This is a genomic window from Methylobacterium sp. WL69, assembly GCF_008039485.1.
Taxonomy (GTDB): Bacteria; Pseudomonadota; Alphaproteobacteria; order Rhizobiales; family Beijerinckiaceae; genus Methylobacterium.
The window spans coordinates 1-24,906 of the sequence record NZ_VRUZ01000061.1 but is presented as its reverse complement, the minus strand read 5'-3'; the positions used below and the strand labels follow the sequence as shown (position 1 = coordinate 24,906).

Annotated in this window: 21 protein-coding genes, 1 tRNA gene and 1 pseudogene; 16 read left to right on the top strand and 7 right to left on the bottom strand. The window is 71.0% G+C overall.

All coding sequences use genetic code 11. From position 1 onward, the window contains the following. The first annotated feature begins 54 nt into the window (after positions 1–54). Positions 55–687, top strand: coding sequence for an alpha/beta hydrolase (locus FV218_RS15760; protein WP_147710675.1), 633 nt, complete (start codon positions 55–57; stop codon positions 685–687). 39 nt (positions 688–726) lie between these two features. Here FV218_RS15760 and FV218_RS15755 read toward each other — a convergent pair whose 3' ends face one another. Next, entirely contained in the window at positions 727–2,886 is a 2,160-nt protein-coding gene (locus FV218_RS15755) for a TonB-dependent siderophore receptor (protein WP_147710674.1), read from the bottom strand. Positions 2,887–3,370: 484 nt separating this feature from the next. Between FV218_RS15755 and purB the strand changes: the two genes are divergently transcribed. From purB to FV218_RS15730, 5 genes are all read left to right on the top strand, one after another. Further along, positions 3,371–4,678, top strand: coding sequence for an adenylosuccinate lyase (purB, locus tag FV218_RS15750; protein ID WP_056092513.1), 1,308 nt, complete (start codon positions 3,371–3,373; stop codon positions 4,676–4,678). Between the two features lie 60 nt (positions 4,679–4,738). After that, positions 4,739–5,599 (top strand): D-amino-acid transaminase, encoded by an 861-nt coding sequence (locus FV218_RS15745; RefSeq protein WP_147710673.1) that lies wholly within the window; start codon positions 4,739–4,741, stop codon positions 5,597–5,599. 87 nt (positions 5,600–5,686) lie between these two features. Then, a complete protein-coding gene (locus FV218_RS15740) occupies positions 5,687–5,980 on the top strand; it encodes a hypothetical protein (protein WP_246685142.1) in 294 nt (97 codons plus the stop codon). Between the two features lie 144 nt (positions 5,981–6,124). Then, positions 6,125–7,417 carry an adenylosuccinate synthase gene (locus tag FV218_RS15735; RefSeq protein WP_056092522.1) on the top strand — a complete coding sequence of 431 codons (1,293 nt, stop codon included), beginning with the start codon at positions 6,125–6,127 and terminating at the stop codon, positions 7,415–7,417. 81 nt (positions 7,418–7,498) lie between these two features. After that, the gene (locus tag FV218_RS15730) at positions 7,499–8,938 is read left to right on the top strand and encodes a histidine kinase (RefSeq protein ID WP_147710672.1); all 1,440 of its coding nucleotides are present in this window, start codon (positions 7,499–7,501) and stop codon (positions 8,936–8,938) included. Positions 8,939–8,990: 52 nt separating this feature from the next. On the opposite strand, the gene rpoH is transcribed toward FV218_RS15730, so the two are convergent. Then, positions 8,991–9,881 (bottom strand): RNA polymerase sigma factor RpoH, encoded by an 891-nt coding sequence (gene rpoH / locus FV218_RS15725; protein WP_056092527.1) that lies wholly within the window; start codon positions 9,879–9,881, stop codon positions 8,991–8,993. A 253-nt stretch (positions 9,882–10,134) separates the two neighbouring features. After that, the gene (locus FV218_RS15720; RefSeq protein ID WP_246685141.1) at positions 10,135–11,139 is read right to left on the bottom strand and encodes an RluA family pseudouridine synthase; all 1,005 of its coding nucleotides are present in this window, start codon (positions 11,137–11,139) and stop codon (positions 10,135–10,137) included. A gap of 199 nt (positions 11,140–11,338) precedes the next feature. On the opposite strand from FV218_RS15720, the gene FV218_RS15715 reads away from it, so the two are divergent. Both FV218_RS15715 and FV218_RS22845 read left to right on the top strand, forming a co-directional pair. After that, a tRNA-Glu gene (locus FV218_RS15715) sits at positions 11,339–11,413 on the top strand. 312 nt (positions 11,414–11,725) lie between these two features. Further along, positions 11,726–11,899 (top strand): hypothetical protein, encoded by a 174-nt coding sequence (locus tag FV218_RS22845; RefSeq protein ID WP_187273080.1) that lies wholly within the window; start codon positions 11,726–11,728, stop codon positions 11,897–11,899. 56 nt (positions 11,900–11,955) lie between these two features. Here FV218_RS22845 and FV218_RS15710 read toward each other — a convergent pair whose 3' ends face one another. Further along, the gene (locus FV218_RS15710) at positions 11,956–12,855 is read right to left on the bottom strand and encodes a metallophosphoesterase (RefSeq protein ID WP_147710670.1); all 900 of its coding nucleotides are present in this window, start codon (positions 12,853–12,855) and stop codon (positions 11,956–11,958) included. A gap of 71 nt (positions 12,856–12,926) precedes the next feature. Further along, positions 12,927–13,424: pseudogene (locus FV218_RS15705) on the bottom strand (VIT1/CCC1 transporter family protein); the annotation flags it as partial. Between the two features lie 345 nt (positions 13,425–13,769). Here FV218_RS15705 and FV218_RS15700 point away from each other — a divergent pair. The 4 genes from FV218_RS15700 to FV218_RS15685 all read left to right on the top strand — a co-directional run bounded on the left by FV218_RS15700 (position 13,770) and on the right by FV218_RS15685 (position 17,494). After that, positions 13,770–14,492 carry a lysophospholipid acyltransferase family protein gene (locus tag FV218_RS15700; protein ID WP_147710668.1) on the top strand — a complete coding sequence of 241 codons (723 nt, stop codon included), beginning with the start codon at positions 13,770–13,772 and terminating at the stop codon, positions 14,490–14,492. Beyond that, positions 14,489–15,808: a 3-deoxy-D-manno-octulosonic acid transferase gene (locus FV218_RS15695; protein WP_147710666.1), complete on the top strand. Its 1,320-nt coding sequence runs from the start codon at positions 14,489–14,491 to the stop codon at positions 15,806–15,808. The genes FV218_RS15700 and FV218_RS15695 overlap by 4 nt, the downstream gene beginning before the upstream one ends. A gap of 10 nt (positions 15,809–15,818) precedes the next feature. Further along, positions 15,819–16,796 carry a tetraacyldisaccharide 4'-kinase gene (gene lpxK / locus FV218_RS15690; RefSeq protein ID WP_147710664.1) on the top strand — a complete coding sequence of 326 codons (978 nt, stop codon included), beginning with the start codon at positions 15,819–15,821 and terminating at the stop codon, positions 16,794–16,796. A gap of 65 nt (positions 16,797–16,861) precedes the next feature. Next, positions 16,862–17,494: a LysE family translocator gene (locus tag FV218_RS15685; RefSeq protein WP_147710662.1), complete on the top strand. Its 633-nt coding sequence runs from the start codon at positions 16,862–16,864 to the stop codon at positions 17,492–17,494. Positions 17,495–17,498: 4 nt separating this feature from the next. On the opposite strand, the gene FV218_RS15680 is transcribed toward FV218_RS15685, so the two are convergent. Then, positions 17,499–18,398, bottom strand: coding sequence for a zinc ABC transporter substrate-binding protein (locus FV218_RS15680; protein ID WP_147710676.1), 900 nt, complete (start codon positions 18,396–18,398; stop codon positions 17,499–17,501). Between the two features lie 182 nt (positions 18,399–18,580). On the opposite strand from FV218_RS15680, the gene FV218_RS15675 reads away from it, so the two are divergent. The 4 genes from FV218_RS15675 (at position 18,581) to FV218_RS15660 (ending at position 23,215) form a co-directional block, all read left to right on the top strand. Then, complete coding sequence (locus tag FV218_RS15675; protein WP_147710660.1) at positions 18,581–20,362, top strand: ABC transporter transmembrane domain-containing protein; 1,782 nt, start codon at positions 18,581–18,583, stop codon at positions 20,360–20,362. 58 nt (positions 20,363–20,420) lie between these two features. After that, on the top strand, positions 20,421–21,458 hold the full coding sequence (locus FV218_RS15670) for an aldose epimerase family protein (protein WP_147710658.1): 1,038 nt from the start codon (positions 20,421–20,423) through the stop codon (positions 21,456–21,458). Beyond that, positions 21,455–21,775 (top strand): YnfA family protein, encoded by a 321-nt coding sequence (locus FV218_RS15665; RefSeq protein ID WP_056092561.1) that lies wholly within the window; start codon positions 21,455–21,457, stop codon positions 21,773–21,775. The genes FV218_RS15670 and FV218_RS15665 overlap by 4 nt, the downstream gene beginning before the upstream one ends. A 150-nt stretch (positions 21,776–21,925) precedes the next feature. After that, positions 21,926–23,215 (top strand): alpha-hydroxy acid oxidase, encoded by a 1,290-nt coding sequence (locus tag FV218_RS15660; protein WP_147710656.1) that lies wholly within the window; start codon positions 21,926–21,928, stop codon positions 23,213–23,215. Between the two features lie 116 nt (positions 23,216–23,331). Here the strand turns inward: FV218_RS15660 and FV218_RS15655 are convergent. Continuing rightward, positions 23,332–24,906 (bottom strand): DNA translocase FtsK (locus FV218_RS15655; RefSeq protein ID WP_281407867.1); only part of this gene is annotated, 1,575 nt, incomplete at its 5' end.

Here is a 24,906-nt window from a genome sequence, read left to right as displayed (position 1 = left end):
CCCGCATCCCCTGCGGGCCGGCCCCCGCCAAATGCATCGCCCCGGAGAGCCGCCATGACCGCGTCCGCCCCGAAATCCCTCGCCTTCGTCCACCGCTTCGAGGCGGCGACGGTGGCGGACCGCCCGCCCCTGCTCGTCCTCCACGGCACCGGCGGCGACGAATCCGACCTCCTGCCCCTCGGCCGCGAAGTGGCGCCGGGATCGGCCCTGCTGTCGCCGCGCGGTCCCGTGCTGGAGAACGGGATGCCGCGCTTCTTCCGGCGCCTCGCCGAGGGCGTGTTCGACGAGGACGACGTCCGCCAGCGCGCCGCAGATCTCGCGGCCTTCGTCGGTCAGGCGCGGACGGCCTACGGTCTCCCCGCCCCCGTGGCCCTCGGCTTCTCCAACGGCGCCAACATCGCCGCCGCCGTGCTGCTGCTGCATCCGGGCGTCCTCGCCGGGGCCGTGCTCCTGCGTCCGATGCGGCCCCTGGCCGTGCTGCCGGAGCCCGACCTCACGGGCCTGCCCGTGCTGATGCTCTCGGGGGCCCTGGACCCCATCGTGCCGGAGGCGAATGCGCGGGCGCTCGCCGAAGGGTTCCGCGTGGCGGAGGCCCGGGTCGAGCATGCGGTGCTGCCCGTTGGACACGGCCTGTCCCGGGCCGACCTCGCGGCGGTCCGGGCCTGGCTGGCGGGGCTCACCGCCTGACATGGACGCCGGCGGCGCGGCCGGCGTCCCACCGCGGGGTCAGAAGCTCGCCACCAGCTGGAACCGCACGAGGCGCGGCGCGCCGGGGCTGATGTTGTTGTTGCCGTCGGCGCTGGCGATGTAGGCGCGGTCGAGGAGGTTCTCGACGTTGAGCTGCGCCCGCAGCCCATCGCCGACCTGATAGAACAGGCCGAGGTCGAACCGGGTGTAGCCGGGCAGCCGGACGGTGTTGTCGGCCGACGCGAAGGTGTGCGTCTGGTGGATCGCGCCGACGCCGACGGAGAAGTCTGGCGTCACGGAGAACTTGTTCCACAGGGTGATGGCGTTGAACGGCACGAGGCCGACCTGGTTGCCCGGAACGATGGCGGCCGAACCGAAGCCGCTGACGATGCGCGCATCGGTGAAACTGTACCCGCCCGCCACCTGCCACCAATCGGTGAGAGTGCCGTTCGCGCCGATCTCGATCCCCTTGGCGTTGGTCTGGCCGCTGGTGAGGAAGAACCCCGGACGGTTGGGGTCCGCCAGGCGCTGGTTGAAGCGGTCGAGGTCGTAGAGGGCCGCCGTGAGCTGGAGGGTGGGCGACACGTCCCACTTCGCCCCGAACTCGCGGTTCTCGAACCGCTCCGGCTCGGCGATGGCGAGGCCGGGCGTCAGGGCGCCGAACTGGTCGCCCGCCGACGGCAGGTAGGACACGCTGACGTTGCCGTAGAACGCCAGGGTGTCCACGGGCTTGAACACCGCACCGGCGCGGGGCGACAGCAGGTCGTCGACCCGCGTGCTGGTGATGCCGCTGCGCCGGTCCGTGGACGCGAAGTCGAAGTGGTCGTAGCGCAGGCCGCCGATCAACTGGAGATGCGGCCCGATCTCGATCTGATCCTGGGCGTAGACGGCCGCCAGGCCGAGATCGTAGCGGTTGTTGGCGCCGGACGCGATGTTGCGGAAGCTGACCGGGACCCGCGACAGGGGCGAGAGCGGATTGACGATGAGGCTCTGCGTCCCGGTGGTCGCGAAGACGCCGTCCTCCCGGTAGGTGATGCCCTCCTGACGGCCGAGTTCGAACCCGGCGAGCAGGGTGTGGGCCAGGGGCCCGGTGGTGAACCGGTAGGTGAAGTCGTTCTGGTTGAAGACGTTCGTCCGCGGCGTGTCGTTGTTGAACGCGCTGAGTTCGAGGGTGGTCCCGGCCGCGTTCACGGCGCCGCCCGCCCGGATGCTCGGATAGACCACCTGATACGCCTTGGCGTAGTCGGCGTACCGGACCTGGCTCCGCAGCTCGACGCCCGATGCGAACCGGTGGTCGAGGGTCGCCGTCGCGATGTGGGCGTCGACCCGGGCGTAGCTGAGGTCCGGGTTGCCGAAGAAGGTGCGGATGTTCCGGCGGTAGCGGTAGGGCCGTCCGAATTGCGAGGGAATGCCGCGGTCGGCGGTGCGGTCGTCGTGGAAGTACTCGTAGGAGAGCTTCAGGGTGGTCTCCGGGCCGACGAGCAGGGTGGCCGTCGGATTGAAGCCCCACCGGCGCAGATCCACGTGATCCCGGAAGGTGCCGCTATCCTCGAACAGGCCATTGAGCCGGACGAACGCCGTGTCCGAGAGGCGGTCGCCGACATCGACGGCCATGCGCCGGGTGCCGAACTGGCCGCCCTGAACGACCATCTCGCGCAGTGGGAGGCCGTCGGCCTGCTTGAGCACGCGGTTGACGACCCCGCCGCCGCCGCCGCGACCGAAGATCATCGCGTTCGGGCCCTTCAGCACCTCGACCCGCTCGACGTTGTAGAGATCGCGAAAATACTGCGCGTCGTCGCGGATGCCGTTGACGTAGAAATCGGCGCTCGAGGTCTGGCCGCGGATCACGACCTCGTCGCGGTTGGCGGCGCCCTGATGCAGGAACACCCCCGGCACGTAGCGCAGGGCCTCGGTGACGCCCTGGAAGCCCTGGTCGCGGATCTGCTCCCGCGTCACCACGGTCACCGCTTGCGGGGTGTCGATGAGGGCCGTGTCCGTCTTCGTCGCGCTGCGCGCCCGCGTGGTCCGGTAGCCGCCCGGGCCGCCGCCGACCCCCTCGACGCTGAGTTGCTCCAGGTTGACTTCCGCCTGGGCGGTCTCGGCCGCCGCCCGTCCTTGCGCGCTCGCCCCACCGGCGAACAGGAGGCCGGCGCCCCCGGCCAGGATCGCGAAGGATCTTCGATTTATAGTTCCATGCATGACGGGGCGATCTCTCCGGAACGAACTATGGTTCGTTCGATCGGCGTCCTATCCTTTGGATCGACGCACGTGATTCATGCTTAGGCACGCTATTCTGATAAATGAACCGGTCTCAGCTAATAAAAGGTCATCTCAGGTCTTGTTGAGAATGGTAATAATTCGCGGTCATTGATCAAGTGTCGCGCGGTCCAGGGCTTTTTCCCCGCACGGCGGCTTTGGCCGCGGCGCGCCGGCGGGGCGAACGGTTCGCGGTGGTGCGAAAACAACACAGGGGGCTCGCGCCCGGGATCCGCCCGTTCGCGTTGAGCGCGGCCGCCGCCCATGCTAGGCGCCGGCCCGGTGCTTCACGAAACGATTCCCCGTCGCCGGGGTGCAAAGCGGGTCATGTCCGAAGCCGGCCATGCCCCGGGCCGACCATGACGGCGCGGCGCGCGGTTCGTGAGAAACACCCGATCTCCGCTGCTGCGTTTGACCCGAGGCGTCCATGATCCCCCGTTACAGCCGCCCCGAGATGACCGCGATCTGGTCGCCCGAGACCCGCTTCAAGATCTGGTTCGAGATCGAGGCCCACGCCACCACGGCGCTCGCCGAGATCGGCGTGGTGCCGAAAGCCGCCGCCGACACGATCTGGGAAAAGGGCCGCGACGCGGTGTTCGATGTCGCGCGCATCGATGCCATCGAGGCGGTGACGAAACACGACGTCATCGCCTTCCTCACGCATCTCGCCGAGATCGTCGGCCCCGAGGCGCGCTTCGTCCACCAGGGCATGACCTCGTCGGACGTCCTCGACACCTGCTTCAACGTGCAGCTCGTGCGCGCCGCCGACCTGCTCATCGCCGATGTCGACGCCCTGCTCGCCGCCATCAAGCGCCGGGCCTTCGAACACAAGATGACGCCGACCATCGGCCGCTCGCACGGCATCCACGCCGAGCCCGTCACCTTCGGCCTCAAGCTGGCGCAAGCCTATGCCGAGTTCGAGCGCAACCGCGCCCGCCTCGTGGCGGCGCGCGAAGAGGTCGCCACCTGCGCCATCTCGGGGGCGGTGGGCACCTTCGCCAACATCGACCCGCGCGTGGAGGAGTACGTGGCCAAGGCCATGGGCCTGTCGCCCGAGCCGGTCTCGACCCAGGTGATCCCGCGCGACCGCCACGCCATGTTCTTCGCCACCCTCGGCGTGGTGGCGAGCTCAGTGGAGCGCCTCTCCATCGAGGTGCGCCACCTCCAGCGCACGGAGGTGCTGGAAGCGGAAGAGTTCTTCTCGGAGGGCCAGAAGGGCTCGTCGGCCATGCCGCACAAGCGCAACCCCGTGCTCACCGAGAACCTCACGGGCCTCGCCCGCATGGTGCGCTCCTACGCCCTGCCCGCCATGGAGAACGTGGCCCTGTGGCACGAGCGCGACATTTCGCACTCGTCGGTGGAGCGCATGATCGGCCCGGACAGCACCGTGACCCTGGACTTCGCCCTGGGCCGCCTCACCGGGGTCATCGACAAGCTGCTGATCTACCCCGAGCAGATGCAGCGCAACCTCGACAAGCTCGGCGGCCTCGTCCACTCGCAGCGCGTGCTCCTGGCCCTGACCCAGGCCGGCGTCTCGCGCGAGGATTCGTACCGGCTGGTCCAGCGCAACGCCATGCCGGTCTGGCGCGGCGAGGGCGACTTCCTCACCCTGCTGAAGGCCGACACCGACGTCACCGCCGCCCTGAGCCCGGCGGAGATCGAGGCGTGCTTCGACCTCGGCTACCACTTCAAGCACGTCGACACGATTTTTTCACGAGTCTTTGGGGCGGCCTGAGCTCCATCGCACGATTCCTGCGTCGAACCACAGCCGCTCCGGCGACCAGAGGTCCAGCCCGTGTCGAACCCCCGCATCGTCTACCTCAACGGCGACTTCCTGCCCTTCGACGAGGCGCGGGTGCCGATCATGGATCGCGGCTTCCTGTTCGCCGACGGCATATACGAGGTCTCGGCGATCCTCGACGGGCGTTTGGTCGACAACGAGGCCCATCTAGCCCGTCTCGACCGGTCGCTGGGCGAGATCGACATCGCCAACCCGCACACGCTGGCGGAGTGGGTCGGCCTGCAGACGGAGCTGGTGGCCCGCAACGGCGTCACCGAGGGCCTCGTCTACATGCAGGTGACCCGCGGCGTGTACGAGCGCGACTTCGCCTATCCGCCGGCCGGCACCGCGCCCACGGTGATGATGTTCACCCAGGCCAAGACCGTGGCGGCCAATCCCCTGGCCGCCAAGGGCGCCCGGGTCATCACCGTTCCGGATCTCCGCTGGAAGCGCCGGGACATCAAGTCCATCGCCCTGCTCGCCCAGGTGCTGGCGAAGCAGCAGGCGGCGGCCGCCGGCGTGGCCGAGGCCTGGATGGTCGAGGACGGCGCGGTGACGGAGGGCTCGTCCTCCACGGCCTTCATCGTGACGGCCGGCGGCACCCTCGTCACCCGCCCGCTCTCCACGGCGCTCCTGCCCGGCATCACCCGGCAGGCGGTCCTGCGTCTCGCCGCCGAATCCGGCCTCGGCCTGGAGGAGCGCCTGTTCTCCGTGGCCGAAGCCCATGCGGCGGCCGAGGCGTTCTACACCAGCGCCTCGGCCTTCGTGATGCCGGTGGTGGAACTCGACGGAAAACCCATCGGCACCGGCGCCCCCGGTCCCCACACCCTGCGCCTGCGCGAACTCTACCTGGAACTGGCCCGCGCGGGCGCCTGAGGGCGGGCGCACGGAGCCGAGGCCAGGAACGCATCGCCGCCGCATCGGTTCTTTCGGGACATTTCCTGTTCCGAAAAGGTGTTCCCGATGCGCATGACATGGCCCCTGGCCGCCGGCCTGAGCCTGCTGGCGACCGCCGCCTTCGCCCAGGTAACCGCGCCGAACAGCACCGTGCCCGACAAGATCCAGCCCGATGCCGGTCCCCCCGGCACCGGCGGCACCCTGAGCGATCGCCTCGAGAAGAACGACGGCGTGATCAAGCCGCCGTCCAACACCGCCCCCGGCATGGTGGTGCGCCCGCCCGACCCGAGCCCCGGCTCGATGCCGGTGATCAAGCCCGGCGACCTGCCCGGCCGCGAGCCCGGCACGGAAGCGAAGTAGGCTTCGTCCCCCGGCGATTCGGGCCCGGATCGGCCCCTTGCTTGATTTCCGCCGGCGGATCGCGGAAAGACCCGGAGATCGTGGGATGGTCCGGCCTCAGGCCGGGCCGTCTTCGCGCGGGTCCTCCGGACAGGTCTTGGGTGAATGGCAAACGTCGTCGTCGTAGGCGCCCAGTGGGGTGACGAAGGCAAGGGCAAGATCGTCGACTGGCTCTCCGAGCAGGCCGACGTGGTGGTCCGCTTTCAGGGCGGACACAATGCCGGCCACACCCTCGTCATCAACGGCGTGACCTACAAGCTCGCCCTGCTGCCCTCGGGCGTGGTGCGCGGCGGCAAGCTCTCGGTCATCGGCAACGGCGTCGTGGTCGATCCGTGGCACCTCGTCGACGAGATCGCCCGGCTCCAGGCCCAGGGCGTCGAGATCTCGCCCAAGACCCTGCGCATCGCCGACAACGCCACGCTGATCCTGCCGCTGCACCGCGAGCTCGACCATTTTCGCGAGACGTCGAATGCGGGCCTGAAGATCGGTACGACGAAGCGCGGCATCGGCCCAGCCTACGAGGACAAGGTCGGCCGCCGCGCCATCCGGGTCGTCGACCTCGCCGACGAGAGCACGCTCGCCGCCAAGATCGAGCGGGTGCTGACCCACCACAACGCCCTGCGCCGCGGCCTCGGGATCGAGGAGGTCGACGCCGACGCCCTCCTCGCCGAGCTGAAGGCCATCGCGCCGACCATCCTGCCCTACGCCGACACCGTCTGGAAGCTCCTCGACGAGGAGCGCCGGGCCGGCAAGCGCATCCTGTTCGAGGGGGCCCAGGGCGCCCTCCTCGACGTCGACCACGGCACCTATCCGTTCGTGACCTCGTCCAACATCGTGGCGGCCCAGGCCGCGACGGGGTCGGGCATGGGCCCGTCCGCCATCGGCTACGTGCTGGGCATCGCGAAAGCCTACACCACCCGCGTCGGCGAGGGCCCGTTCCCCACGGAACTGTTCGACGAGATCGGCGAGACCATCGGCGCCAAGGGCCGCGAGTTCGGCGTCAACACCGGGCGCAAGCGCCGCTGCGGCTGGTTCGACGCCGTGCTGGTGCGCCAGACGGTGAAGACCTCGGGCATCGACGGCATCGCGCTGACCAAGCTCGACATCCTCGACGGGTTCGAGACCATCAAGGTCTGCACCGGCTACCGCCTCGGCGATCAGATCCTCGACCACCTGCCCGCCAACCAGGCGGCTCAGGCCAAGGTGGAGCCCATCTACGAGACCATCGAGGGCTGGACCGGCACCACCGCCGGCGCCCGCTCCTGGGCCGACCTGCCGGCCCAGGCGATCAAGTATGTGCGCCGCATCGAGGAACTGATCGGCGCGCCGGTGGCGCTGCTCTCGACCTCGCCGGAGCGCGACGACACCATCCTGATGCACAGCCCCTTCGAGGATTAACGCGTCTGAGAGGATGGGCGGCGCATCCGCTCCCGGGCGGGGGGCGCCGTCCCGCCCGAGAGCGAGCGGACCCCAGTCACGATGGCCGACTACTATCCCCTCCTGGCGCGCGCCCTCGAAGCGATGCCGGATCGCTCGCCGGCCCTGCGCAAGGCCGTCTACGAGCGCGCGCGCAGCGCCCTGATCGGCCAGCTCCGTTCCCTCGACCCGCCCCTGTCGGACGCGGATATCGACCTCGAGGCCCGGGCCCTCGAGACCGCCATCGACCGCCTCGAGACCGAGCACGCCCCGCCGCCCGAGCCGGTGCGGGCGCCCGAGCCCGAGCCGCTCCCCGAACCCGCTCCGCCCGTCCCGGTGGAGACCCCGCCGGACCTGCCCGAAGCGACGTCGCCCAAGCCTGAGCCCGAACGGGAGCCCGAGCCCCTTCCCGCGGCCGAAGCGCCCGAGCCGGCCCCGCCGCCGTTCCTGCCCCCGGCGCCGCCGCCCGACCTCGGGGCGACGCCCTTCATGGCGCCGGAGCCGCCCGCCGGGCCGCCGATCATCCCGATCCAGGCCCGCAAGGGCCGGCCTTCGGCCGCCTCGCCCGCCGCGCCCGAACTTGTCGAGGCGCCCGCCGAATCCGCTCCGCCGGAGCCGGCGGGGGCCGACCTCGTGGCCGATCCCTCCGGCGGGCGGCAGCGCCCGCGCATCGACGTGGTCTCGCCGCGCGCCGGCCGGTCGCGCCTGTTGCGCAACGCCGTGGTGGGCGCGGTGCTGTTCACGGTCATCGGCCTCATCGCCGTCGCGGCCTTCCTCCTGCGCGACAAGCCGGCGGACCTGCAGCCCGTCGCCGCCGAGCAGCAGGACACGGTGCCGGACGGGGCCGAGAGCAAGTATGCCGACCGCATCGGCGGCGAGACCGTCACCCCGCCGGCCGCGCCGACGCGGGTCGCGCCGACGCCGGCGAGCCCCAATACCGCCGCGCCCGACGTCACCGTGGCGCAGCGCGCCGTCCTCTACGAGGAGAACACTTCCGCCACCAACGCCCAGCCGACGACGATCCCGGGTCGGGTCCAGTGGCGGCTGGAGACGGTCGACGGCGAGCGTGGTCAGCCCCTGGAGACGGCCGTGCGGGCCAATGTCGAGTTTCCGGATGCCGGGATCAGCCTGGCGATGACCCTCAAGCGCAACCTCGACGCGACCCTGCCGGCCTCGCACACCATCGAGCTGGTCTTCACCACGGACAGCGCCAACGCCGCGCGCCGGACGGTGCAGGATATCGGACTGCTTCAGACCAAGGACGAGGAGAACACCCGCGGTTCGCCGGTCTCGGGACTGCCCGTGCGGGTCCGGGACAACCTGTTCCTCATCGGCCTGTCGTCCCTGCGCAACGACATCGACCGCAACACCGACATGCTGCTGCACCGGAACTGGATGGAGCTCGCGGTGAAGTTCAGCAGCGGCTCGCGGGCGATCCTCAACTTCGAGAAGGGCGCCGCCGGGACCCAGGTGCTGGAGAAAGCCTTCGCCCAGTGGCGCTGACGGACGGGGGCGGCCCGACGCATCGGGCCGCCCTCCGTTCGAACGGCGAGGCTCAGGCGTGGGCCGCCGCGCGCGGAGCCTCGCGGGACGCCAGGTTGCGCTTGACCGCCTCCTGGATCTTCTCGAAAGCGCGGACCTCGATCTGACGGACGCGCTCGCGCGACACGCCGAACTCGCCGGACAGATCCTCCAGGGTGATGGGATCGTCGGCGAGGCGCCGCGCTTCGAAGATCCGGCGCTCGCGGGCGTTGAGGACCGAGAGGGCGTCGCGCAGGGCCGTGAGGCGGTTCTGTCCCTCTTCCTCGCGGGCCAGCACCGTCTCCTGGCTCGGGCTGTTGTCCACGAGCCAGTCCTGCCACTCGCCCTCGCCTTCCTCGCGCAGGGGGGCGTTGAGGGAGGTGTCGCCGGAGAGGCGACGGTTCATGTCGATCACCTCCTGCTCGGGCACGCCGAGCTTGACGGCGATCTGCGCCACCTGATCCGGCTTGAGGTCGCCCTCTTCCAGGGCCGAGATCCGGCCCTTGGCCTTGCGCAGGTTGAAGAACAGCTTCTTCTGGTTGGCGGTGGTGCCCATCTTCACCAGGGACCACGAGCGCAGGATGTATTCCTGGATCGCCGCCTTGATCCACCACATGGCGTAGGTGGCGAGCCGGAAGCCCTTGTCGGGCTCGAAGCGCTTGACCGCTTGCATCAGGCCGACATTGCCCTCGGACACGACCTCGCCGATGGGCAGGCCGTAGCCGCGATAGCCCATGGCGATCTTGGCCACGAGGCGCAGGTGCGAAGTGACGAGGCGGTGGGCCGCGCCCCGGTCGCCTTTCTCCCGCCAGTCCTTCGCGAGCGTGAACTCCTCGTTCGGCTCCAGCATCGGAAACTTGCGGATCTCATCGAGGTAGCGCGACAGGCCACCCTCGGTGGCGAGCACGGGCAATGCGCCGGCCATGATGTCATCTCCTTGAATGGTCCCCCGACGGGGCGGACCCGATTCGAACCGCCGCTCCCTTGAGCCGGCGTTTCGCTTCCCCATTTCTACCGGGAAACGCGAAACGCCGGAAGCCGGTCCGGTGCACGAACATCGCAGTCAACGCGCGATGTCGCCGTTCGGTCATGGGTGGCACGAAACGCCGCGTCCGGCGGTGCCGTTCCGCACCCCCATCGGGCCCGGGCTTGACCGTGGCCGATGGGCCACGCCGGCCCTAGGTCGTCGCCCCCTTTTTCCGGAGGGCCGCCAGGAGCGCTTCCATCTCCGGCGGCAGCGGACTCTCGAAATGCAGGGTCTCCCCCGTCCGGGGATGGGCGAAGCCGAGGACGCTGGCATGCAGGGCCTGCCGCCCGAGGGACAGCAGGGCCGCGCGGGCCTCGTCCCCGAGGCGGGACGCCTTGGTCTTGAACGCGCTGCCGTAGACGGCGTCCCCGAGGAGCGGATGGCCGCGATGGCTCATGTGCACCCGGATCTGGTGGGTGCGGCCCGTCTCCAGCTCGCACCGGACCAGGGCGACGAGGCCCGTGGCGTCGAGGGCTTCCTCGACGTGGTAGTGGGTGATGGCCTCGCGCCCGGTCTCGCCTCGGACCACGGCGATCTTTTCGCGGTTGCGGATGCTGCGGGCGAGGAACGCGTCGATGGTGCCGACGCGCGGCTCCGGCACGCCCCAGACCAGGGCGCGGTAGACCCGCTTCAGGGGCCCGGTGCGGCCATGATCGGCGAACTGCTCCGTCAGGCCCTTATGGGCCCGGTCGTTCTTGGCCACCACCAGGAGCCCGCTGGTGTCCTTGTCGAGGCGGTGGACGATGCCCGGACGCCGGACCCCGCCGATGCCCGACAGGCTGTCGCCGCAGTGGGCGATGAGGCCGTTGACCAGGGTGCCGGAATCGTGGCCGGGCGCCGGATGCACCACGAGGCCCGCCGGCTTGTCGATGACGATGAGGTCGTCGTCCTCGTAGACCACGACGAGGTCCTGGGTCTCGCCCCGCGGCGTTGGCGCGATCGCCGTCGGGATCGTCACGGCGAGTTCCGTGCCCGGCCCGACCTTCACCGACAGGTCGAGCACCACCGTTCCGTTGCGCGTCACCTGGCCCGTTCGGATGAGTTCCTGCAGGCGCGCCCGCGACACGTCGGGAAACGCCCGCGCCAGGGCGCGGTCGAGGCGCTCCGGCGTCACATCGTCGGCGAGCGTCGCCCGACGGTCCTCTGGTTGCTGCAACGATCGTCCCTCCGCCTCGAAGATCGCGACCCGGACGGGCCACGTAAAATCACGTCCGGGGGCACTTGCCCCCTCGCGGGACCGTCGCTATACGATCGCCACACCGCCGGGAAGCTTCCCCCGCCGGACGGTCCCACGGGATCGGAACCACCCGGAAGCGACGCAGGCACCCGGCGGGTGTCGCGTAGGATTGAAGACCGCGCCCATCGTCTAGCGGTTAGGACAGGTCCCTCTCACGGATCAGACCGGGGTTCGATTCCCCGTGGGCGCGCCAATCCACGATACTGGAATTCCAGATGTGTTCGAGGGCTTGGCAATCATACTTTGTATGTGGCTAAGTATCTACTGGGCCGGTCAAGCTCGGTGAAATCGTCTGCCGCCCGCATGACGCGGTGCGAAACGTCCAAGCGCCCCCAGAACCTTGCGAAATTCGGTGTCGACCCGGCCCTGTGCTGCCGCGATGGCGCGCTGCCGCATCGAAAGTCTTGTGCGCGTTCTGTCGCAGCGCTTGCCTCCGATTAAGGATGGGTTACCATCGGCCCCTCCACAGCGTTCGACGTCTACCCCTCGAGACAAGGTGTTCGCCATGTCCCAGACGATTCGCGTCAAGCCGACCCACGACGGCACCTATACTGTCTATCGTGGCAGTGAGGTCTTGGTGAGCGGCCTCACCCGCCCGCAGGCCGAGCACTACGAAGCGAGCCTCGGCCTGCTTCCGTCCCTCGCCGCCGCACGGGGGCCGGCCACGCTCTCCGCCTGAAAAGAAATTTTCGCGGACACAAGAATCCTCGCGCGTCGCCCGCACGCGGGCGGCGCTCACGACGGCGTCAGGCGCACCGGACCGAGATCGGCGATGAGGCCGGCTTCCGTGAGGCCCCGCGCCGCGCCGGTGATGCCGAACCCGTCCGGGCCCCGGACGATGGTGTAGAGGTAGTAGCTCGCCCGCCGGGTCGGACCGCCCTCCCGCGCCGAGGCCGAGGGACAGCCGACCACCGGCACGGGCCGCCCCCCCGGACCGGCCGCGAAATGCACGCTGCCGACGTGGTTGTGGCCGTGCAGGATCAGATCGGCCCCGGCCTGCGCGATCATCGCCATGAACGCCGCGGCATCCTTCAGTTCCCGCCCCGACGAGGCCCCGCCCGGATGGGGCGGATGGTGGATCATCACCACCCGGCACGGCGGCTCGGCCTCGGCGCCGAGGCGCTCCAGCATGCCGCGCGCCGCCACGATCTGCGGGGGGCCGAGGCGTCCGCTCGCCACGAAGGGTTTCGTCGGAATCGCCGAGGACAGGCCGATGAGGGCCACGGGGCCGCGCCGGCGCAGGTAGGGGAACACCCCCGGTGCGCCGTCGTCGTCCGTGGTCCAGGCGCCGCAGGCGGCGAGCAGACCTTCGAGGGAGCCACGCACGTAGGCGTCGTGGTTGCCCGGCACGAAGCTCACGGCGTCCGGGTTGCCCAGGGCCTCCAAAAACACCCGCGAGGTCGCCCACTCGCTCGGCAGGCCGATGTTGCAGAGGTCGCCCGTGCAGGCGATGTGGTCGTGGGGCTGGCCCTGGAGATCGGCCACGAGGGCGGCGAGCAGGTCCATGTCGTGGGCGTGCTTGCGGCCGCGCCGCCAGTTCACGTAGCCGGTGGCGCGCTTGCTGAAGAGCTGGCGCAGGCGCGGGCGCGGCAGCGGCCCGACATGCGGGTCGGTGATGTGGGCGAGGCGGAACATGCGTGTCCGTTTCGGCTGGGAAATTTCCTCCGCATCGCCACTCGCGTCCCCGGGGTCAACCCGGACTCCCGTCACGCGCTTCCGATCACGACGCCGGCCGCCAGGACGAGGGCGCCGCCCAGCACCACCTGCAGGGCCGCCCGCCAGAAGGGTGTGGCCATGTAGCGCGTGCGGATGCCGGCGATGACGGCGAGTTCGACGACGACCACGACGATGGCGAGGCCCGTCGCCAGGGCGAACGCGTTCGGCCAGGTGTCGGGGATGAGGTAGGGCAGCGTGTGCCCGAGGCCGCCCAAAGCGGTCATCGCCCCGCAGACGAGGCCGCGCATCCACGGCGAGCCGCGCCCGGTGATCGATCCGTCGTCCGACAGCGCCTCGGTGAAGCCCATGCTGATCCCGGCGCCGAGGGAGGCCGCGAGCCCGACGAGAAAGGTCGCCCCGTTGCTGTGCGTGGCGAAGGCCGCGGCGAAGATCGGCGCCAGGGTCGAGACCGAGCCGTCGATGAGGCCGGCCAGGGCCGGCTGCACGTAACGCAGGACATGGGCCCGGTGGGCCTCCGCGGCCGCGTCGAGGGCGGGGCTTACGTCGCGGACCGTTCTCGGATCGCGGAGATTCCCCGGGTCGAGGGCGAGGGTCGGTAAGGGCGGCGCGGCGCCGGCATCCAGGATCATCGGACGGACTCCAGTTTGGATTTGTTCTAATCTATAGATTGGAACAGCTCCAAACAATGGGGTTTTACCCTTGGTGGCCGGGATTTGAGGGTTGCAAGGGCGTCCGCCACCCGCGCAGGGCGGGTGCACGGCGTTGCGTCGGCCCGGGGAACGGCGCTAGACACCGCCCGGCGCCGGCCGGAGGCAGTCCTCTCCGGACCTCGCACCGGGTGGGTCGCGAGCGGCGCCGCGAAGGCGATCTCCATGAGTGTCCTCAAGCGCATCGGCCGCGCCCCGGCGGTCCAGCAGGCCCTCGGCCGTGTCGCCGGCGCCTACCTGCGCCTCGTGCGCGCCACCAACCGCTTCACCGTGGAGCCGGCCGATCCCGATCCGTGGCTCGACGATCTCGGGCCGTTCATCGCCGGCATGTGGCACGGCCAGCATACGATGATCTCGTTCATGCGCCGGCCCCACGACCGCATCGCCACCATCATCTCGCGCTCGGCCGACGGCAACATCAACACCATCGCGCTGGAGCGCATGGGCGTCAGGGTGATCAGGGCCTCGGGGGCCCGCGGACGGGCCGTGCGCGACGTCAAGGCCAAGGGCGGGGCCGAGGGCCTGCGCGCCATGCTGCGGGCCCTGAAGAACGGCGAATCCGTCGCCTTCAGCGCCGACGTGCCGAAGGTCTCGCGCCGGTGCGACGCCGGCATCCTGACGCTGGCCCGCTTCTCCGGCCGGCCCATCGTGCCCGTGGCCGTGGTCACGAGCCGCCACCTGCGGCTCAACAGCTGGGACCGCGCCTGCTTCGGCCTGCCGTTCGGCCGGGGCGCCATGGTGTTCGGGACGCCGATCCGGGTGCCGCGCGACGCCGAGCCCGAGGCGTTCGAGGTTTTGCGCCTCGCGGTGGAGGCGGAGATGAACCGCGTCCACGACCGCGCCTACACCCTCGTGGGGCGCCCCGACCGCGTCGGACCTCCCGCATGAAGCCGCCCGTGACCAAGGCCCCGCCCCTGACGGCGATCCTGAAGCTCTATCGCTACGGCCTCATGGTCGGCGAGCCGGCGGTGGCCGGCCTGCTGGCGTGGCGCTCGCGTCAGGGCAAGGAGGACCCCGGCCGCCTGCCCGAGCGCCGGGGCCTGCCGGGACGCGCCCGCCCCATCGGCCGCCTCGTCTGGATGCACGGGGCCAGCGTCGGCGAGATCCTCTCCCTCGTCGGCCTCGTCGACGGCATGATCGCCCGGGGCTTCTCCGTCCTCGTCACCACGGGCACCCGCAGCGCCGCCGACCTCATCGGCAGCCGCCTGCCCTCCGGGGCCGTGCATCAGTACGTGCCCCTCGACGCGCCGCGCTGGGTCGGGCGCTTCCTCGACCATTGGCGCCCGGACCTCGCCCTCGTGGCCGAATCCGAGATCTGGCCCAACACCCTCGTCGGCCTGCACGCCCGCGCGATCCCCCTCATCCTCGTCAACGGGCGGATGTCCGCGCGCTCGTACAAGGGCTGGGGCCGCAGCCCGCGCACGGCCCGCGCCCTCCTGTCGCGCATCGCCGTCTGCCTCGCGCAGACGGACGAGGACGCGGCGCGCTTCGCCCGGCTCGGAGCCCCCCGGGTCAGCGTCTCGGGCAACCTCAAATACGATTCCGACGTGCCCCCCGTGGACGAGCAGCAGCTGGCCCACCTGCGCGACTGCGTCGGCGACCGCCCGGTCTGGGTCGCGGCCAGCACCCATCCGGGCGAGGACGCCGTGGCGGCCCGCGTCCATGCGGCCCTGAAACGGCGCTGGCCGAAGCTCCTCACCATCGTGGTGCCGCGCCATCCCCATCGCGGCGGCGACGTCGTCGCCCGCGCCGCGACGGAAGGCCTGCGCAGCGCCCGGCGCTCCCAGGGCGGACGCCCGCACGGGGACGTCGACCTCTACGTCGCCGACACCCTCGGCGAGCTCGGCCTGTTCTACCGCCTGACCGCGCTGGTCTACCTCGGCGGCTCCCTGGTGGAGCGGGGCGGGCAGAACCCCATCGAGCCGACGCGGCTGGGCGCCGCCGTCCTGCACGGCCCCCACATCTTCAACTTCACCCAGGTCTACCGGGCCCTCGACGGGGCCGGCGGCGCCCGCTGCGTCGCCGACGAGGCCGAGCTCACGGCGGCCCTCGCCGACCTCCTCGCCGATCCGACCCGCATCGACGCCATGGCCCGGGCGGGGGCCGAGGCGCTGGCGCCGTTCGAGGGTGCCGTCGACCGCACCCTGGCGGTGCTCGATCCGTTCATCGCGCAGATGCGGCTCACCGCCCTGGCGGCCCAGTGAGCCCGGCCTGATGCGGCCCCCGGCCTTCTGGGATGCCGGGCCGGGTCACCCCGCCGCGCGGGCGCTGGCGCCCCTCGCCGCCCTCTACGGCCGCCGCAGCGCCGCGCGGATGGACCGGCCGGGCGCGGCCGGCCCCTGCCCCATCCTGTGCGTCGGCAATTTCACCCTCGGCGGCGCCGGTAAGACGCCGACCGCCCTGGCCCTGGCCGGATTCCTGCGCGGCCTCGGCGCCGCCCCCGCCTTCCTGACCCGCGGCTATGGCGGGCGCCTCGCCGGCCCGGTCCGCGTCGATCCGGACCGGCACGGAGCCGCCGACACCGGCGACGAGCCCCTGCTGCTGGCCCGCCACGCTCCCACCATCGTGGCGCGCGACCGGTCGGCCGGGGCGCGCCTCTGCGTCGCCCACGGCGCCGACGTGATCGTCATGGACGACGGGCTCCAGAACCCGGCGCTGGCCAAGGACCTGTCCCTCGCGGTGGTGGATGCCGGCGCGGGCGTCGGCAACGGGCTCGTGTTCCCGGCCGGCCCCCTGCGGGTGCCGCTGGCCCGGCAATGGCGCCACGTCCACGGCCTCGTCCTCATCGGCACGGGTGGGCCGGGCGAGGCCGTGGCCGAGGACGCCGCCCGGCGCGGCCTGCCGGTGCACCGCGCCCGCCTCGTCCCCGGAGGCGACTGGGCCGGGCGCCGGGTCCTGGCCTTCGCCGGAATCGGCCGGCCCGAAAAAATGTTCGCGACCCTCCGCGAGGCCGGCGCCGACCTCGCCGGCACACGCGCCTTCGCCGACCACCATCCCTATACGCGCGCCGAACGCGATGCCCTCTCGGCCGAGGCGGCGCGCCTCGGGGCCGACCTTGTCACCACCCACAAGGACCATGTCCGCCTGCCGCCGGCTTTTTCCGGCCGTGTCGCGATCCTGCCCGTGACCCTCGAATTTCGGGAGTCCGGCCCCCTCCTCGCGCAGCTCGCGAAAAGTCTCGGCCGGCCCTGACTGTCCGGCACAACGGCGAAGAACTGTCCCTGGCCCGGAGCGTGCTGCGAGCTTAGCCTTGAGTCATGCCCGACCTGTCCAGCCTCCTCGCCTTCGCCCTCGTCTCCCTCGGCCTGGTGCTGACGCCGGGGCCGAATATGATCTACCTCGTCTCGCGCTCCCTCGCGCAGGGGCCGCGGGCCGGTCTGATCTCGCTGGGCGGCGTGGCGCTGGGCTTCGTCGTCTACATGCTGTGCGCGGCCTTCGGCATCACCGCCCTGCTGCTGGCCGTGCCGTTCGCCTACGACACCCTGCGCTGGGCCGGGGCCGCCTACCTGCTCTATCTCGCCTGGCAGGCCGTGCGGCCGGGCGGGCGCAGCCCGTTCGCGGCCCGCGCCCTGCCCCATGACGGCCCAGGCCGGCTGTTCGCCATGGGGTTCGTCACCAACCTGCTGAACCCCAAGATCGCGGTGATGTACCTGTCGCTGCTGCCGCAGTTCATCGATCCCGCGCGGGGCAGCGTCCTCGCCCAGGCGCTGATCCTCGGCGCGATCCAGATCGTGGTGAGCGTCTTCGTCAACGCCCTCATCGCCGTCGGCGCCGGATCGGTGTCCGCGTTCCTCGGCGGCCGCCCGGCCTGGCAGGTGGCGCAACGCTGGCTCATGGGCACGGTGCTGGCCGGCCTCGCCCTGCGCATGGCCGCCGAATCGCGGCGCTGAACCGTCAGCGCGGGCCGAGGGCCTTGGCGAAGGCGTTCAGGTTGCTGCGCATCATCGTCACGTAGGTCGGCGCCGGGCCGTTCGGGCCCGACAGGGCGTCGGAATAGACCTTGCCGCCGATGGTGGCCCCGCTCTCGCGGGCGATCTGCTCCATGAGGCGCGGATCGGCGATGGTCTCGAGGAACACCGCCGGAATCTTCTCCGCCCGGATCTGCCGGACGATGCGGGCCACGTCGCGCGGGCTCGCCTCGCTGTCCGTCGAGACCCCCTGCGGCGCGATGAAGGTGAGGCCGTAGGCGGCGGTGAAGTAGCCGAAGGCGTCGTGGGTGGTGATGATCCGGCGCTGCGCGGGGGGGATTTTCGCGATGGTGGCGCGGACCTCGCCCTCCAGGTCGTCGAGCTCGGCGAGATAGGCCGTGGCGCGGGCGGCGTAGCCCGCCGCATGGGCCGGATCGCGCCTCGCCAGACCGTCGCGGATGTTGGCGACGTAGACCTTGGCGTTGGCGATGCTCTGCCACGCATGCGGGTCCGCGTGATGGTCGTGCGCGTGTCCGTGGCCGTGGTCGTCCGCTTCCTCGATGGCCTTGATCCCCTTCGAGGCCACCACGACGGGTGCCTTGGCACCGGACGCCTTGATCAGGCGGTCGATCCAGCCCTCCAGGCCGAGGCCGTTGACGATGACGAGGTCGGCCGCCGCCAGGGTGCGGGCGTCGCCGGGGGCCGGCGCGTAGCCGTGGGCGTCGGCATCGGGCTTGACCAGGGTGGTCACCCGCACGCGGTCGCCGCCGATCTGGGCGGCGAGGTCGCCGAGGATCGAGAACGTCGCGACAACGCCGAGTTTTTCGGTGTCCGCCAGGGCTGGCCGCACGCCGCAGAGGACGGCGAGCAGCAGGACGAACGCCATCGGCAGTCCGGTCGAGGGGCGTCCACGGGGCATCGGCAAAGGTCCTCGGTTCGGGGTTTCTCAGCCAGTAATGTAACATTATCACATTGCCAAGCCTGGATGCCTCGACTTGATCTCTCGCCCCCCCGGCCGCAAACACCGGCCGGGCCTGTGTGCAAGGGCATTGGGACGTACGAAAAAACATGGCGCGTCGGCCGCTCCTGAGGGGTGACACCCTCCCCCTCCTCGGCCGCGTCTGGCGCGAATGGCTGAGCCCCCACCGGGCGACCCTCGCCGTGGTCCTCGTGCTCATCGCCATCGTGGGCGCCGCGACGGGGTTCTACCCGGCCCTGATCAAGGGCGCCTTCGACGCCTTCGACGGCAAGGACACGGCGGCCCTCGCCTACGGCCCCCTCATCGTCATCGCCATCACGTCGATCCGGGGCTTCGCCCTGTTCGGCCAGACGGTGCTGACCAACCGGGTGGTGACGCGGGTCGAGGCCGACATGCAGGCGGCGCTCTACGCCCACCTCATCGACTCGGACCTGGCCCAGCTCGGCCGCGAGAGCCCGGCCGCCTTCACCCAGCGCTTCACCACGGATTTCGCCTTCATCAAGGAGGCGCTGACCCGCATCTCCACGGTGCTCCTGCGCGACATCGCCATGCTCATCGCCCTGGTGGCGGCCCTGATCTGGATGGACCCGCTCCTGACCCTGGTGGCGGGCGTCACCGTGCCGTTCGTCGCCGGACCCATCGGCCGCGTCGGCAAGAAGCTGCGCCGGGTCTCGACGACGACGCAGGAGCAGATGGGGCTGACCGCGAGCCTCATCTCCGAGAGCCTGCAGGGTGCGCGCATCGCCAAGACCTACGCCCTCGAAGGCTACCTCAAGGGCCGGGCGCAGGGCGCCTTCGACGAGGTCCGTCGCCTGAAGATGAAGGCCGCCAACGCGCGCGGGCGCCTCGATCCCCTGCTCGAGATCGGCGGCGGCTTCGCCGTGGCCGCCGTGCTGGTGCTGGTCGGGCAGCGGGTGATGTCGGGCGAGCGCACGGTGGGGGATTTCACCGGCTACGTCGCCGCCCTGCTGCTCGCCGCCCAGCCGGCCCGGGCGCTCGGCACCCTCAACGCCATCCTGCAGGAGGCGGGCGCGGCCCTGCAGCGCTACTTCGCCCTCATGGACGAGGCGCCGCTGATCCGCGAGGCGGCGGACGCCAAGGCGTTGCAGGTCGCGGGCGGGGCGATCCGCTTCAGCGACGTGCGCTTCCGCTATCGCCCCGACGCGCCGGCCCTGGAGGGCATCGACCTCGCCGTGCCGGCCGGCGCCACCGTGGCCCTCGTGGGGCGCTCGGGCTCGGGCAAATCCTCGCTCCTCAACCTCGTGCCGCGCCTCTACGACGTCGAGGCCGGGGCGGTGTCCATCGACGGGCAGGACATCCGCGGCGTCACCCTCGCGTCCCTGCGCCGGACCGTCGCGGTGGTGTCCCAGGAGGTGGTGCTGTTCGACGACACCATCGCGGCCAATATCGGCTTCGGGCGACCGGGGGCGAGCCGGGCCGAGATCGAGGCGGCGGCCGAGGCGGCGGCGGCCCACGGCTTCGTCGCGCGCCTGCCCGAGGGCTACGAGTTCCGCGTCGGCCCCGCGGGCGGGCGCCTGTCGGGGGGCGAGCGCCAGCGCATCTCGCTGGCCCGCGCCTTCCTCAAGGACGCGCCGATCCTCCTCCTCGACGAGGCGACGAGCGCCCTGGATAGCGAATCCGAGCGCCTCGTTCAGGCCGCGCTCCTGCGCCTCATGCGCGGGCGCACCACCCTTGTCATCGCCCACCGCCTCTCGACGGTGCGCGACGCCGACCTCATCGTGGTGATGGAGGCCGGCCGCGTCGCCGAGACCGGCACCCACGACGACCTGATGCGCCGCGGCGGCGCCTATGCCCGCCTGCACCGGATGCAGCTCTCGGGCGATGCGCCCGACGAGACCCTGGCGCCCTGAGGCGAACGGGCGCCGAACGCGTTCACCCCATCGCAAGCGCGGCGGAGGGCCGGACCCGATGACTCCAGAATCCTACGGCCGCACGAAGGACGGACACGCCGTCTCCCGCTACACCCTCGCGCGGGGACGCCTCACCGTGCAGATCCTCGATTACGGCGGGATCGTTACCCGGATCGAGGCGCCCGACCGCGCGGGCCGGATCGCCAACGTGGTCCTGGGCGCCGCCGACCTCGCCGGCTACGAGGCCAGCGACGCGCATTTCGGTGCCCTCATCGGGCGCTACGCCAACCGCATCGCGAACGGCCGGTTCAGCCTCGACGGTCAAGTCTACGACCTTCCCCGCAACGAGGGCCGCAACACCATGCATGGCGGCCCGCGCGGGTTCGACCGCGCGGTCTGGCGGGTCGAGGCGGCCACCGGCACGGCGCTCACCCTCGCCCACCGCTCGCCCGACGGGGACCAGGGCTTTCCCGGCACCCTCGACGTGCGGGTGACCTACAGCCTGTCCGACGACAAGACCCTGTCCATCGCCTACGCAGCCGAGACCGACTGGCCGACGATCCTCAACCTGACCAACCACAGCTACTTCAACCTCGCCGGCGAGGGGGCGGGCAGCGTGCTCGATCATGCGGTCACAGTGGCGGCCGACGCGTATCTCACTGTCGACGAGAGCCAGATCCCCACGGGCGAACGCCGTTCCGTCGCCGGCACGCCCTTCGATTTTCGCGCGGCCACGGCCCTCGGCGCCCGCATCCGCGCGGCCGACCCCCAGCTGATCCGGGGCCGCGGCTACGACCACACCTACGTCCTGCGCGACCCCGGTACCCTCCGCCCCGTCGCCACGGCCCACGATCCGTCGAGCGGCCGGCACCTCGCCTTCGCCACCACCGCGCCTGGCCTCCAGCTCTACACCGCCAACATGCTCGACGGCACGGTGACGGGCTCGGGCGGCGGGCTCTACCGCGCCGGGGACGCCGTGTGTTTCGAGGCGCAGGGGTTTCCCGACGCGCCGAACCATCCGGATTTCCCGAGCACCACCCTGCGTCCGGGCGAGCGGTTCGCGGCCCTTACCACCTACCGGTTCACCGTCCGATGACGGTCCTCGTCTACGCCGCCGCCGCCCTGTTCGAGATCGGCGGCTGCTTCTCGGTCTGGGCCTGGCTGCGGCTCGGACGCTCGGCCTGGTGGCTCGTGCCGGGGGCCGTGGCCCTGGGGCTGTTCGCCTGGCTCCTCACCCGCGTCGAGAGCGAGGCGGCGGGCCGCGCCTACGCCGCCTATGGCGGCCTCTACATCGTCGCCTCGCTCCTGTGGATGTGGGGCGCGGAAGGCCAGCGACCCGACCGCTTCGACGGGTTGGGGGCCGCCCTGTGCCTCGCCGGCGCCGGGGTGATCCTCTACGGGCCCCGGGCCTGACGGGCGTCTCAACCTCGGGATGCAGCCGGGACACACCCCGGAAATTTGCACTGCAACATGCCTGGTTTGCACTGCGGTAGGTTGGCCCTGGAATTCGAATAGATCAAAACGACAATTGATCGACTTCGGCCAGCGAGATAGATATTTCCTATGTCACGACCCACTCAGCAGAATAACGGCGAGACGACCGCGCTCAATCGCAGGAAACTGCTGGAGTTCCTGTCGGCCAGCCCGATCCTGGCACCCGGTGCCGTCAGCGCCGTGGCCGGGTTCCTCGCCGCGGGCACGTCCGGCGCCCTGGCCCAGAGCTACGACGTCCTCCGGCAGGCCCCCGTCATGGACGGCGACCTCATCGCCAATCCGGCCCAGGCCCTCAACGTGTTTGACTTCGAGGCCGTCGCCAAGAAGGCCCTGCCCCCGGCCCATTACGGCTACCTCGCCAGCGGCGTCGACGGCGACGAGACCCTGAAGGCCAACCGCGACGGCTTCGAGAAGATCGCCATCCGCGCCCGGCGCCTCATCGACGTGCGCAAGATCGACACCACGGTGAAGATCTTCGGCGAGACCTGGGGCAGCCCCATCGCCCTGGCACCCATCAGCAGCCAGGGCGCGTTCCACCCCGAGGCCGAGGGCGCCGTCGCCCGCGCCTGCAAGGCGAAGAACCACCAGATGATCCTGTCCACCGTGGGCAGCACCTCCATCGAGGACGTGATCAAGGAGCGCGGCTCGCCGGTCTGGTACATGCTGTACCCCACCGACGACTGGGCCGTGACCGAGGCCCTGGTGAAGCGCGCCGAGAAAGCCGGCGCCCCCGCCATCGTCCTCACCGTCGACCGCCAGGGCGGCCGCAACACCGAGACCCTGTTCCGCGAACGCCGGAGCGACACCCGCACCTGCACCGACTGCCACACCCCCGGCTTCAAGAACGAGGTGAGCCGCAAGCCGATGTTCGACGACCTTGACGTGTCGAAGGTGACGAACCTCTACGGCACCGGCATGACCTGGGACTACGTCAAGCGCCTGCGCGGCATCGTGAAGGGCAAGCTCGTCCTCAAGGGCATCGTCACCCACGAGGACGCCAAGAAGGCCCTGGACTACGGCGTCGACGCCCTCATCGTCTCGAACCACGGCGGCCGCGCCGAGGAGAGCCTGCAATCGACCATCGGCGTCCTGCCCGAGATCGTGTCGGCCGTGAACGGCAAGGTCCCGGTCCTCATCGACGGCGGGTTCCGCCGCGGCACCGACGTGATCAAGGCCCTGGCGCTCGGCGCCACCGCCGTCTGCGTCGGGCGTCCCTACGCCTGGGGCCTCGCCGCCTTCGGCCAGCCCGGCGTCGAGATGGTGCTGACCCTCATGCAGCGCGAGTTCGAGACGATCATGCGCCAGGTCGGTGCGACGAAGATCGCCGAGATCAACGCCGCCAGCGTCAGCCGCGCCTAGTTTTCGCCGCGCGAGGCGGGACCCGGTCCCGCCCCACGATCGGGTCCCGCACAACGAAAACCGCCCCGGGGGTGTCCCTCCGGGGCGGTTTTCGTATGGGGACGATGTCGGGCCGATCAGCCGGCGTGGGCCTCCGCTTCCACCAGGATCTCGCGCTTGCCGGCGTGGTTGGCCGGGCCGACGATGCCCTCCATCTCCATCTTCTCCATGAGGGAGGCGGCGCGGTTGTAGCCGATCTGCAGGCGGCGCTGGATGTAGGAGGTGGACGCCTTCTTGTCCCGGAGCACCACCTGCATGGCCTGGGCGTAGAGGTCGCCGCCGGCCTCGCCGAAGCTGCCCTGGTCGAACACGGCGCCGTCGAGTTCGACCTCGTCGGAGGCCCCCTTGCCACCCTCGCCCTTGCCGCCCTCGCCATCGTCGGCGGTGACCGCCTCGAGGTAGGACGGCCGGCCCTGGCGCTTGAGATGGGCCACCACGCTCTCGACTTCCGAATCCGAGCAGAACGGCCCGTGCACGCGGGTGGTGCGTCCGCCGCCGGCCATGAACAGCATGTCGCCCTGGCCCAGGAGCTGCTCGGCGCCCATCTCGCCGAGGATGGTGCGCGAATCGATCTTCGACGTGACCTGGAAGGAGATCCGGGTCGGGAAGTTCGCCTTGATGGTGCCGGTGATGACGTCGACGGACGGCCGCTGCGTCGCCATGATGAGGTGGATGCCCGCCGCCCGCGCCATCTGGGCGAGGCGCTGGATCGCCCCCTCGATGTCCTTGCCGGCCACCATCATCAGGTCGGCCATCTCGTCGACCACGATGACGATGTAGGGCAGCGGAGTGAGGTCCATCTCCTCGTTCTCGTAGACGGCCTCGCCGGTGTTGCGGTCGAAGCCGGTCTGCACGGTCCGGGTCAGGACCTCGCCGCGCGCCCGCGCCTCGGCGAGGCGCGCGTTGAACCCGTCGATGTTGCGGACACCGACCTTGGACATCTTCTTGTAGCGCTCCTCCATCTCGCGCACGGCCCATTTGAGGGCGATGACCGCCTTCTTCGGGTCGGTGACGACGGGCGAGAGCAGGTGCGGGATGCCGTCGTAGACCGACAGTTCGAGCATCTTCGGATCGACCATGATCAGGCGGCACTGCTCCGGCGTCATCCGGTAGAGCAGGCTGAGGATCATGGTGTTGATGGCGACCGACTTGCCGGAGCCGGTGGTGCCGGCCACCAGCAGGTGCGGCATGCGGGCGAGGTCGGCGATGATGGGTTCGCCGCCGATGTTCTTGCCGAGGCACAGGGCGAGGCTCTGCTTGGTCTCGGCGAAATCGACGGACGCCAGCAACTCGCGCAGGTACACGGTCTCGCGCCGGGCGTTGGGCAGCTCGATGCCGATGGCGTTGCGGCCCGGCACCACGGCGACGCGGGCCGAGACCGCCGACATGGACCGGGCGATGTCGTCGGCGAGCGAGATGACGCGGCTCGACTTGGTGCCGGGGGCCGGCTCCAGCTCGTAGAGGGTGACGACGGGGCCGGGGCGCACGGCCAGGATGTCGCCGCGCACGCCGAAATCGCCGAGCGTGGCTTCGAGCAGGGTGGCGTTCTGCTCCAGGGCCTCCGACGAGACCTGGGCCGAGGGCGAGACCAGGGGCGGCTCGGCCAGGAGGCCCAGGGCCGGGTGGGCGTAGGAGCCCGGATCGTGCGGCGG

Coding starts and splice junctions, on each gene's coding strand:
- FV218_RS15665 (WP_056092561.1), top strand. CDS start 21,455: ATGACGGTCCTCGTCTACGCCGCCGCCGCCCTGTTCGAGATCGGCGGC.
- rpoH (WP_056092527.1), bottom strand. CDS start 9,881: ATGGCCGGCGCATTGCCCGTGCTCGCCACCGAGGGTGGCCTGTCGCGC.
- FV218_RS22845 (WP_187273080.1), top strand. CDS start 11,726: ATGTCCCAGACGATTCGCGTCAAGCCGACCCACGACGGCACCTATACT.
- FV218_RS15760 (WP_147710675.1), top strand. CDS start 55: ATGACCGCGTCCGCCCCGAAATCCCTCGCCTTCGTCCACCGCTTCGAG.
- FV218_RS15735 (WP_056092522.1), top strand. CDS start 6,125: ATGGCAAACGTCGTCGTCGTAGGCGCCCAGTGGGGTGACGAAGGCAAG.
- FV218_RS15710 (WP_147710670.1), bottom strand. CDS start 12,855: ATGTTCCGCCTCGCCCACATCACCGACCCGCATGTCGGGCCGCTGCCG.
- purB (WP_056092513.1), top strand. CDS start 3,371: ATGATCCCCCGTTACAGCCGCCCCGAGATGACCGCGATCTGGTCGCCC.
- FV218_RS15675 (WP_147710660.1), top strand. CDS start 18,581: ATGGCGCGTCGGCCGCTCCTGAGGGGTGACACCCTCCCCCTCCTCGGC.
- FV218_RS15695 (WP_147710666.1), top strand. CDS start 14,489: ATGAAGCCGCCCGTGACCAAGGCCCCGCCCCTGACGGCGATCCTGAAG.
- FV218_RS15670 (WP_147710658.1), top strand. CDS start 20,421: ATGACTCCAGAATCCTACGGCCGCACGAAGGACGGACACGCCGTCTCC.
- FV218_RS15755 (WP_147710674.1), bottom strand. CDS start 2,886: ATGCATGGAACTATAAATCGAAGATCCTTCGCGATCCTGGCCGGGGGC.
- FV218_RS15680 (WP_147710676.1), bottom strand. CDS start 18,398: ATGGCGTTCGTCCTGCTGCTCGCCGTCCTCTGCGGCGTGCGGCCAGCC.
- FV218_RS15685 (WP_147710662.1), top strand. CDS start 16,862: ATGCCCGACCTGTCCAGCCTCCTCGCCTTCGCCCTCGTCTCCCTCGGC.
- FV218_RS15700 (WP_147710668.1), top strand. CDS start 13,770: ATGAGTGTCCTCAAGCGCATCGGCCGCGCCCCGGCGGTCCAGCAGGCC.
- FV218_RS15660 (WP_147710656.1), top strand. CDS start 21,926: ATGTCACGACCCACTCAGCAGAATAACGGCGAGACGACCGCGCTCAAT.
- FV218_RS15730 (WP_147710672.1), top strand. CDS start 7,499: ATGGCCGACTACTATCCCCTCCTGGCGCGCGCCCTCGAAGCGATGCCG.
- FV218_RS15740 (WP_246685142.1), top strand. CDS start 5,687: ATGCGCATGACATGGCCCCTGGCCGCCGGCCTGAGCCTGCTGGCGACC.
- lpxK (WP_147710664.1), top strand. CDS start 15,819: ATGCGGCCCCCGGCCTTCTGGGATGCCGGGCCGGGTCACCCCGCCGCG.